At 38.9% G+C, this 1,472-nt stretch carries 3 protein-coding genes; all 3 read right to left on the reverse strand.

Annotated features, from left to right (window positions below):
* The coding region (locus AC1DPZ_RS27100; protein ID WP_477409366.1) for an MATE family efflux transporter at positions 1-512 on the reverse strand (512 nt) is incomplete at its 3' end.
* A 51-nt stretch (positions 513-563) separates the two neighbouring features.
* Positions 564-1,187, reverse strand: a complete 624-nt coding sequence (locus AC1DPZ_RS27105; RefSeq protein WP_477409368.1) for an AlbA family DNA-binding domain-containing protein — start codon at positions 1,185-1,187, stop codon at positions 564-566.
* 16 nt (positions 1,188-1,203) lie between these two features.
* Positions 1,204-1,472 (reverse strand): GNAT family N-acetyltransferase (locus AC1DPZ_RS27110; RefSeq protein ID WP_477409370.1); only part of this gene is annotated, 269 nt, incomplete at its 5' end.

Below are 1,472 nucleotides of genomic sequence, written 5' to 3' on the forward strand. Positions count from 1 at the left end.
GCTATAGATATGATCATTGCCTGCATTGTAAACCCCAGCCCTTCGGCAAATTGTTTAAAGGTGTTAAATATCAGGAGTGGGATAAGTGATAAGCTTAGTAACAACAAATAAGGTTTGGCCTCTTTTACAACCATTGGCGATTGGTCCAGATGGTTGATTAAAAGCATTGTGCCAAAATAGATACCGCAAAATAAAACAATGCCGCTCAATACATTTAACAGCAGGCTGTTTGATAACAAACGGCCACATTCTTTATAATCCTTACGTCCGTTATTTTGGGCAATTAACGGAGTAAGCCCATATGAAATACCCATGCCAATAACCAAGGGCATCATGAAAAGACTATTTACAGTGGAAACGGCCGCCAATGATATTGTGCCGGCAAAATGACCTACAATAATTGTATCAGATATCTGAACAGCGGTATGGCCTGCATTTGATATTACTACCGGAATTGCAAGCTTTAAGCTTTCGGTATAGTAAGGTTTATATTTTTGGTAAACGGCTTTCATCACTTTTGTGCAGGGCCGTAAAAGTAATAATTAGGGTGGAGAAAACAGCAACTAACAGGCCGTATAATACTCTTCCTTTTCGGTTGTATTGATCCGGATTAAACCCGAAAGGATCAAATCAACCAAGATACGTTGAGTGCGTCTACGTCCCATTTTTAATAGTTCACTGCACTCTTTTATTGTAATTCGATTAGTTTTTGCAAGGTAGCTTAACAAGGTTTTTTCATTATCAGAATACTCAATCAATACACCCTGATCGTTGGATGAACGCTTAAGTACTTCTAAAACAATTTTACTGGCTAACACACTTTTATCCTTCACCCTTACATAGGCCCACCATTTGCCGTCATCGGCGAGAGCGTAATGTGGTTTCAAATCACTTGGCAAGGTATCAACAACAAGTACCAATTTGTCATCAACGTAAATCTCTTCAAATATAGGCTCAAGAGCCGGTCGTATAAACATATGAGCCGCCCTGGTGATCATATAACGTTCCTCGTCCTCAGATTTTACACCTTTAATAGTGCCATCATCCAAAACACCAATCAATAGTTTACCGCCTTTGTTGTTGGCAAAGGATACCATTGTACGGGCTATTTTTTCGCAGCTGGTAATTGTTTTTTTAAAGTCGAGCGTAACGCCTTCTCCCTCAAAAATCAGTTTTTTGATGTTCATTTTAACTTTCCGGTCCTTAAACTAATTGTTGAGGTTTAATATATGGTGTAAATATTTCCATCCAATTTTCGGGTTTCGAAATCTGGCTAAACCCAAATTGACTATATAACCCATGGGCATCTGCAGTAGCTAACGACCATCGCCTTAATCCCTGCAGTTCCGGGTGATTAACAATAGTTTGCATCAACCATTTTGATAGTCCTTTTTTTCTAAACACGGCTAAAATAAAAACATCACAGATGTATGCAAAAGTAGCATTATCGGTAACAACGCGTGCAAAACCCG

The organism is Mucilaginibacter sp. P4_G9 (assembly GCF_056400985.1).